The sequence below is a fragment of the Streptomyces turgidiscabies Car8 genome (assembly GCF_000331005.1).
GTDB lineage: Bacteria > Actinomycetota > Actinomycetes > Streptomycetales > Streptomycetaceae > Streptomyces > Streptomyces turgidiscabies.
The window spans coordinates 1-8,090 of record NZ_AEJB01000129.1; the positions used below are offsets into that span (position 1 = coordinate 1).

At 70.5% G+C, this 8,090-nt stretch carries 4 protein-coding genes; all 4 read right to left on the minus strand.

The window, feature by feature from the left end; genetic code table 11:
* Positions 1-2,325, minus strand: a 2,325-nt coding sequence (locus STRTUCAR8_RS08120) for a SpoIIE family protein phosphatase (RefSeq protein WP_006375050.1), incomplete at its 3' end; no start/stop codon positions are given.
* Between the two features lie 76 nt (positions 2,326-2,401).
* Positions 2,402-6,673, minus strand: a complete 4,272-nt coding sequence (locus STRTUCAR8_RS08125) for a HAMP domain-containing protein (RefSeq protein WP_044471840.1) — start codon at positions 6,671-6,673, stop codon at positions 2,402-2,404.
* Positions 6,674-7,001: 328 nt separating this feature from the next.
* A complete protein-coding gene (locus tag STRTUCAR8_RS08130) occupies positions 7,002-7,694 on the minus strand; it encodes a response regulator (RefSeq protein WP_006375051.1) in 693 nt (230 codons plus the stop codon).
* A 63-nt stretch (positions 7,695-7,757) separates the two neighbouring features.
* Positions 7,758-8,090: potassium-transporting ATPase subunit C (locus STRTUCAR8_RS08135; RefSeq protein WP_048818728.1), on the minus strand; the 333-nt coding region annotated here is incomplete at its 5' end.

Below are 8,090 nucleotides of genomic sequence, written 5' to 3' on the forward strand. Positions count from 1 at the left end.
CGTGGGCGGTACGGTGCGCGCGGCCAGCAGCAACTGGGCCAGCGATTCCTCCACGGACCGGTCACGGCGTTCGATCAGGCCGTCCGTGTACATCAGCAACGTGTCGTCGACGGCGAGTTGGACCTCGTGTTCCTCGTACGTCGTGTCGGGCACGGCGCCGACCAACAGGCCCGTGATCAGGGGCAGCGGCGTCGCTTCGTTGCCGCGTACCAGGACGGGCGGCAGATGACCGGCCCTGGCCCAGCGCAGGGTGCGGCGGTCGGGGTCGTACAGGCCGCAGACTGCCGTGGCGGTGACGACTCCGGTCAGATGGTGGGCGACCATGTTGAGCCAGGACAGCAACTGGCCGGGACCGGCGCCGGTCACGGCGAGACCGCGCAGCGCGTTGCGCAGGACGACCATGCTGGTGGCCGCCTCGATGCCGTGTCCGGCGACGTCCCCGACGCACAGCAGCACCAGCCCGGACGGCAGCACCACCGCGTCGTACCAGTCGCCGCCGACCAGGTGCTGGGTCTCGGCGGGCCGGTAGCGGACGGCCACGCGCAGGCCGGGGGCCTCCAGCGGGGCCTGCGCCGGGGGCATGATCGCGTGCTGGAGCTGGAGGGTGAGCCGGTTGCGTTCGCTCGACTGCTGTTCGGAGTGGGCGAGTTGGTCGCGGGTGGCGGCGAGGGCGACCTCCGTCCAGTGGTGGGCGGAGATGTCCTGGTAGGCGCCCCGGACGACGAACAGCCGGCCGTCGGAGTCGAGGACCGGCTCGGCCACCACACGGATGTGCCGGGTCACGCCGTCGGGCCGCTGGAGGCGGAAGGCCGCGGACGCGGCGCGACGGTGGTGCAGCAGGGTGCGCAGGAACCTGCCGACGACGACCGCGTCGTCGGGGTGGGCGTGGGCGGGCAGATCCTCCAGCGGGACCGGGCCGCTCACGGACGGCTTGCCGTAGAGGCTGAAGAGCTGGCCGTTCCAGGTGATCTCGCCGGTGAGGAGGTTCTCCTCGAAGCCGCCGATGCGGCCGAGGCGTTGGGCGTGCTGCAGCAGGCTCGCCAGCCGTGCCGTCTCGTCCTCCATACGCCAGACGAGGAGGACGCTGCCACCGTGCCGGCTGACGCTGATGTCGGCGACCGAGGCCAGCGGGACATCGTCCACCAGGGCCGTGAGCCGCATCCGGCGGGCCCGGAACGGCTCACCCGTGGCGTAGACCCGTTCGATCTGGTCGAACAGCTCGCTCTCGCCGGCGGCCATCGGATACGTCTCCAGGAGCAGGGCTCCGCTGACGGCGCCTCGCGGCCGGCCGGCCGGGTCGAGGAAGGGGATGTTGACGTGGTGGATGCGGAAGTCGACCAGTTCGCCGGCGGCGTCCAGGTGGGGAACCAGCACCAGCGCCGGGTCGTGGAGACCGTCGGCCAGGTCCATGAGTTCGGCGGCGTCCGGCAGGATCCCGGGCCGCGCGTCGGCGTCGGGGCGGCGCGGAGCGTAGGTCTCCAGCGTGTGCGCGCACAGTTCGGCGAGGGCCTCGACCTGGCGGACGATCTGCGGGGGCTGGGCTCCCAGCGGCGTGGGCCAGACGATTTCCAGCACGCCGTGGATCCGCCCGCCGGTGCCTGCGGGCAGGGCGACGCGGCCGCCGTCGGCGTGGTGGTTCCGGCCGATGGAGGGCAGGCCGGTCTCCGCCAGACTGGCGATCCACTGGCCCGTTCGCTCGCCGAGCCCACGTCGTGCCACCGTCACCACGCCCGGTGGTACGTACCGCCAGCGCGCCGCCTCCGCGGCCGGGAACCCGGCGCTGCCCGCCAGGGTGAGGGAGCCGTCGGCGCCCAGCGCCCAGATGGCCACGGCTTCCGCGCCGAGCGGCGTCAGAGCGTGTTCCAGCAGGGAGTCGGCCACGGCCTGGGTGTCGTGGGCGGCCAGCGCGCCGCTCTCGGCGGTCCGCAGCCGTACGGCGAGGGAGTCGTCGCCGGGCGAACAGGTGGTGTCGCCGCTGTCCGTCGTGGTCGCGAGGAGTGCGGTCGTCACGTCGGAGAGCCGGTCACGCGCGGCCTGGTTGATGACCTCGACGGCGAATTCGAGAGGTGTCACGCCCGCTTGCTCGGTCAGTTCGGCGAGTTGGCGTGCCGCCTGCGACGGCCCGCACCCGAGCCGCTCGACGAGGATGCCCTTGGCCAGCTCGATCAGGGCCCGGCCGTCCGCCTCCGCGTGGGCCGTCTGCACCTCGCGGCGCAGTCGCTCGACGGTCGCCGCGAGTCTGCCGACGGGTGAGGGCTGCCCAGCTTGGTCGTCCTCTTTCGAACCGGCGTCCGGCGGCTCGGCCGGCGGATGGGAGTTGCTCACAGTTGACCTGTTCCTCGGCTCGGGTGTCCGGGGACACCACACGGTCGGCCGGCACGCGGGGCGGTGCGGCTCCCCGTCATACGGACAGCCAGCGCCGGACGCGGCCGATGAGGTCGTTGGTGTCGACCGGCTTGGTGACGTAGTCGTTCGCGCCCGAGGCGAGGCTCTTCTCCTGGTCGCCGGGCATGGCCTTCGCGGTGACGGCGATGATGGGCAGATCGGCGTACTGGGGCATGGCCCGGATCTCCGCGGTGGCGGTGTAGCCGTCCATCTCGGGCATCATCACGTCCATCAGGACCACCGAGATGTCCGGATGGGCGAGCAGCATCTCGATGCCCTTGCGGCCGTTGTCGGCGTGCAGGACGTTGAACCCGTGGAGCTCCAGCATCCCGCTCAGCGCGAAGAGGTTGCGCGCGTCGTCGTCGACCACGAGCACCGTACGGCCGAGGAAGGCGCCGTCGACGATCTGTGCGGCCGGGCGCTGGGACTCCTCCGTACGGACCAGTGACAGCACGTCACCCGGCTCCTCGGCGGACAGGTGCAGGGTGATCCGTTCGCGCAGCTCGTCCAGGCTGGACAGGAAGTCCAGCGGGCGGCCGTCCGCACGGGAGCGCAGCGCCTGCTCGTGCGCCAGGTCCCCGCGATGACCGGTGTGCACCAGTACGGGCACCCCGGCCAGCGCCGAGTCACCCTCTATGGCGTCCAGCAGACGCGTGCCCTCGTCGTCGGGCATGCCGAGTTCCAGGACGACGCAGTGGCAGGGCTCGGCGGCCAGTGTGCTCGCCGCCTCCTGGGCCCCGATCGCCGTGATGATGTCGATCGCCCCGAGCCGGCCGTCGTCGGGCGCGAGGTCCGCGACCGCGCGTTCGGCGACCAGGGTGAGCAGTCCGCGCGGACGGTCCTCGACGACGAGGAGGCGGCGCCGGCGCTGTTCGGGCGCCGTGGAGGAAGCGGCGTCCGGCCGGGAGACCGGCGGGAGTTCCCGGCCGCCGGTTCCGGGGGGCAGCTCCGTCGGCGGGCCGCCGCCGTCGAGCACTTCCTCGAAGTCGGCGCGGGCCACGGGGAGGTAGAGGGTGAAGGTGCTGCCCTGGCCGGGCGTGCTGTCCACCATGACGGCGCCGCCGAGCAGATGGGCGATCTCCCGGGTGATCGACAGGCCGAGTCCGGTGCCCCCGTACTTGCGGCTGGTGGTGCCGTCCGCCTGCTGGAAGGCTCCGAAGATCGTCTCCAGTTGCTGCTGGGGAATGCCGATACCGGTGTCCCGCACCCTGAAGGCCACGACGGGACCGCCGCGGACGACACCGGCGGGCACCTCCCGGTCCGCGGCGGGTTCGATGCGCAGGGCGACCCTGCCCTGTTCGGTGAACTTCACCGCGTTCGACAGGAGGTTGCGCAGGATCTGGCGCAGCCGGGAGTCGTCGGTGAGCAGGTCGGCGGGTGTGCCCGGGGCGGTGGCGACCGTGAAGTCCAGGCTCTTCTGCGTGGTCATCGGCCGGAACGTCGCCTCGACGTATTCCAGCAGTTTGCGCAGCGGGACCCGCTCGGGGGTGACGTCCATCTTGCCTGCCTCGACCTTGGACAGGTCGAGGATGTCGTTGATCAGCTGCAGCAGGTCCGAACCCGCCGAGTGGATGATGCCCGCGTACTCGACCTGCTTGGGCGTGAGGTTGCGCGAGGGGTTCTGGGCCAGCAACTGGGCCAGGATCAGCAGGCTGTTGAGCGGGGTGCGCAGTTCGTGGCTCATGTTCGCCAGGAACTCCGACTTGTACTTCGAGGCCAGCGCCAGTTGCTGGGCACGGGTCTCCAGTTCCTGCCGCGCCTGCTCGATCTCCAGGTTCTTGGCCTCGATGTCGCTGTTCTGCGAGGCCAGCAGGGACGCCTTCTCCTCCAGTTCGGCGTTGGAGCGCTGGAGTTCGTCCTGCTGTACCTGCAACTCCTCGGACCTGGCCTGGAGTTCGGCGGTCAGCCGCTGGGACTCGCCGAGCAGTTCGTCGGTGCGGGCGTTGGCCACGATGGTGTTGAGGTTGACGCCGATGGTCGGCATCAGCTGGGCGAGGAAGTCCTGGTGGATCTGGGTGAAGGCGGTGACGGAGCCCAGTTCGATGACACCGAGTACCTGGTCCTCGACCACGATGGGCAGCACCACCAGGGCGCTGGGCACGGCCTGTCCGAGGCCGGAGGAGATGGTCACGTAGCCCGGTGGCAGTTCCTCCACGCTGATGGGGCGGCGGTTGCGGGCGGCCTGTCCGACCAGCGAGCGTCCGACGGGGATGCGGTGGGGCCGGTCGGTGTCGTCGGGATAGCCGTACGAGCCCACCAGCCGCAGCTCGTGGCCGCGTTCGGTGTCCTCGGCGAGGTAGAAGGCGCCGTACTGCGCGGAGGCCAGCGGCGCGAGTTCGTCCATGATGAGCTCGGCGACGACGGGCAGGTCCCGGTGGCCCTGCATCAGGCCGGAGATCCGGGCGAGGTTGGTCTTGAGCCAGTCCTGCTCCTGGTTGGCCCGCGTGGTCTCCCGCAGGGACTCCACCATGGAGTTGATGTTGTCCTTGAGGTCGGCGACCTCGCCGGAGGCCTCCACGGTGATCGAGCGGGTCAGGTCGCCCTCGGCGACGGCGCTGGTCACCTCGGCGATGGCGCGGACCTGGCGGGTGAGGTTCCCGGCGAGGCCGTTGACGTTCTCCGTCAGCCGCTTCCAGGTGCCTTCGACGCCCTCCACCTCGGCCTGTCCGCCGAGCCGACCCTCGCTGCCGACCTCGCGGGCGACCCGGGTGACCTCGGCGGCGAACGACGACAGCTGGTCGACCATCGTGTTGATGGTGGTCTTCAGCTCCAGGATCTCACCACGCGCGTCGACGTCGATCTTCTTCGACAGGTCGCCGCCCGCCACCGCCGTCGTCACCAGGGCGATGTTGCGGACCTGGCCGGTGAGGTTGTTGGCCATCGAGTTGACGTTGTCGGTGAGGTCCTTCCAGGTCCCCGCGACGTTCGGTACATGCGCCTGGCCCCCGAGCCGTCCCTCGGTGCCGACCTCACGGGCGACGCGGGTGACCTCGTCGGCGAACGCGGAGAGCGTGTCGACCATCGTGTTGATGACGTCCGCCAGGGCCGCGACCTCGCCCTTGGCCTCGACGGTGATCTTCTGGGACAGGTCGCCCCGTGCGACGGCCGTGGCAACCTGGGCGATCGAGCGGACCTGGCCGGTCAGGTTCGACGCCATCACGTTGACGTTGTCCGTCAGGTCCTTCCAGGTCCCCGACGCGCCCCGGACGATCGCCTGTCCGCCCAGATTTCCCTCGGTGCCGACCTCGCCGGCGACGCGGGTCACTTCGTCCGCGAAACCGGAGAGCTGGTCGACCATCGTGTTGATGGTGTTCTTCAACTCCAGGATCTCACCACGGGCATCCACAGTGATCTTCTGTGACAGATCGCCCTCAGCCACCGCCGTGGCCACCTGGGCGATGTTGCGGACCTGGGAAGTCAGGTTGGCCCCCATGAAGTTCACGGAGTCCGTCAGGTCGCGCCAGGTGCCCTTCACACCCTTGACGTCGGCCTGTCCGCCGAGCCGTCCCTCGGTGCCGACCTCGCGGGCGACACGGGTGACCTCGTCCGCGAAACCGGAGAGCTGGTCGACCATCGTGTTGATGGTGTTCTTCAACTCCAGGATCTCACCACGGGCATCCACAGTGATCTTCTGCGACAGGTCGCCCTGAGCCACCGCCGTGGTCACCTGGGCGATGTTGCGGACCTGGGAAGTCAGGTTGCCCGCCATGAAGTTGACCGAATCCGTCAGGTCGCGCCAGACGCCGCCGACGCCGGGCACCTGGGCCTGGCCGCCGAGCCGGCCCTCGCTGCCGACCTCGCGGGCGACACGGGTGACCTCGCCGGCGAACGCGGAGAGCTGGTCGACCATCGTGTTGACGGTCTCCTTCAGCTGAAGGATCTCGCCCCGCGCGGGGACGTCGATCTTCTGCGACAGGTCGCCCTTGGCGACCGCGGTCGCCACCTGCGCGATGTCACGCACCTGGGTGGTCAGATTGCCCGCCATGGCATTGACCGAGTCGGTCAGATCGGCCCACGTGCCCGACACCCCGGGCACCTCGGCCTGGCCCCCGAGTGTGCCCTCGGTGCCCACCTCGCGCGCCACTCGCGTCACTTCGGAGGTGAACACGGACAGCTGGTCCACCATCCCGTTGAACACCGTGGCGATGTCGCCCAGGAGCCCTTCGCCGTCGGACGGCAGCCGGGTGCCGAAGTCGCCGTCCCGTACGGCGGTCAGTCCGGCCAGGAGCTGTCGTAGCTCCTGCTCGCCCGGGGCCCGGTCGACGGCCTCGATCGTCCTGCTGCTCATGCGCACCCTCGTTCCGCTCCCCAAGAGCCCTCACGGCGAGGACTCGGAACCCGCGCCGGGCCTGTGGAAGGCCCGCTCACCGACCACGTTTCCGCAGTTCGCCGACCGGCCGGATGAGAAAATCCGGTGAAGGTTAACTCAGCTACGGGCACACGACCAAAGCCTGTCGCGGAGATACAGGTCGGCTGAAAAAGACCGGCATCAGGCGGAATACATGAGCGAACACTGGGCACTCGACCCTGTTCGGCGCCGCCGCTCGGAGTGCCTTCGGCGCCCTGTGGAGGCCTGTGAGTTCCGGTCGGCACGCGTCGTCCCATCCCTCGCAATGTCATCCCTCGAAGCGGTAGCCCATGCCCGGCTCGGTGATCAGGTGGTGCGGGTGGGAGGGGTCCGTCTCCAGGTTGCGGCGCAGCCGGGCCATGTACACGCGCAGACGGTTGGTCCTGTCGCCCTCCGAGACGCCCCACACCTCCTGGAGGAGACGCTTCCGCGTGACCGGTCGCCCGGGGTTGGTCACCAGGATCTCCAGCAGGTGCCACTCGGTCGGGGTCAGCCGCACCTCCCGCCCGGCCCTGACGAGCCTCTGGGCCGGAAGATCGATCCTGAAGTCGGCCGTCTCGACGAGTGCCGCGCCGGGGAAGAGCGACGCGGCCTCGGTACGGCGGACGGCGGCCCGCAGTCCTGCCAGGAGTTCGTCCATGCCGAACGGCTTGGTGATGCAGTCGTCCGCGCCCGCGTCGAGCGCGGCCACCTCGTCGGATCCCCGCCGGGCTGACAGCACCAGAATCGACATCAGGCTCCCGCACCGGCCCCGGTTCCGGAGGCTCCTGACGATGTCGACGCCGTCCCTGGCGGGCAGCCCGAGGTCGAGCAGGACCACGTCGGGCTGCCGGGCGGCGGCCAGCCGGAGGGCCGCCGCGCCGTCGGGGGCGGCCTCGACACCGTAGTGACGTACCCGCAGGCTGATCACGAGGGCCCGTAGGAGCTGCGGGTCGTCCTCCACCACGAGCACCCGGGTCATCAGGGTGTCCCTCTCCTCCGGGGCCGCCGGCTCATGTGCTCGTGTGCGGGTCGGGCGAGGACGTCACCTGTCCGCCACGAGGCCCCTGAGCGCGATGTTGAGTTCGAGGACGTTCACCCGGGGCTCCCCGACGAAGCCGAGGGTGCGGCCCTCGGTGTGCTCACCGACCAGTTTCTGGACCTGGGCGACCGACAGGCCGTTCTTCTGGGCGACCCGGTGGACCTGGAGGTCCGCGTAGGCCGGGGAGATGTCCGGGTCGAGGCCGGAGCCGGAGGAGGTGACCGCGTCGGCGGGAACGTCCGCCGGCTCGACGGTGTAGCCGGACACCGAGTTGTCCTTCACGACCTCGGCCCTCGCGTCCTCGACCTGCTGGAGCAGCTCCTTGCTGTCGGCGGC

Bases quoted from the DNA above. Each gene is read 5' to 3' on its own strand.
- STRTUCAR8_RS08125 (WP_044471840.1), bottom strand. From the start codon at position 6,673: ATGAGCAGCAGGACGATCGAGGCCGTCGACCGGGCCCCGGGCGAGCAG.
- STRTUCAR8_RS08130 (WP_006375051.1), bottom strand. From the start codon at position 7,694: ATGACCCGGGTGCTCGTGGTGGAGGACGACCCGCAGCTCCTACGGGCC.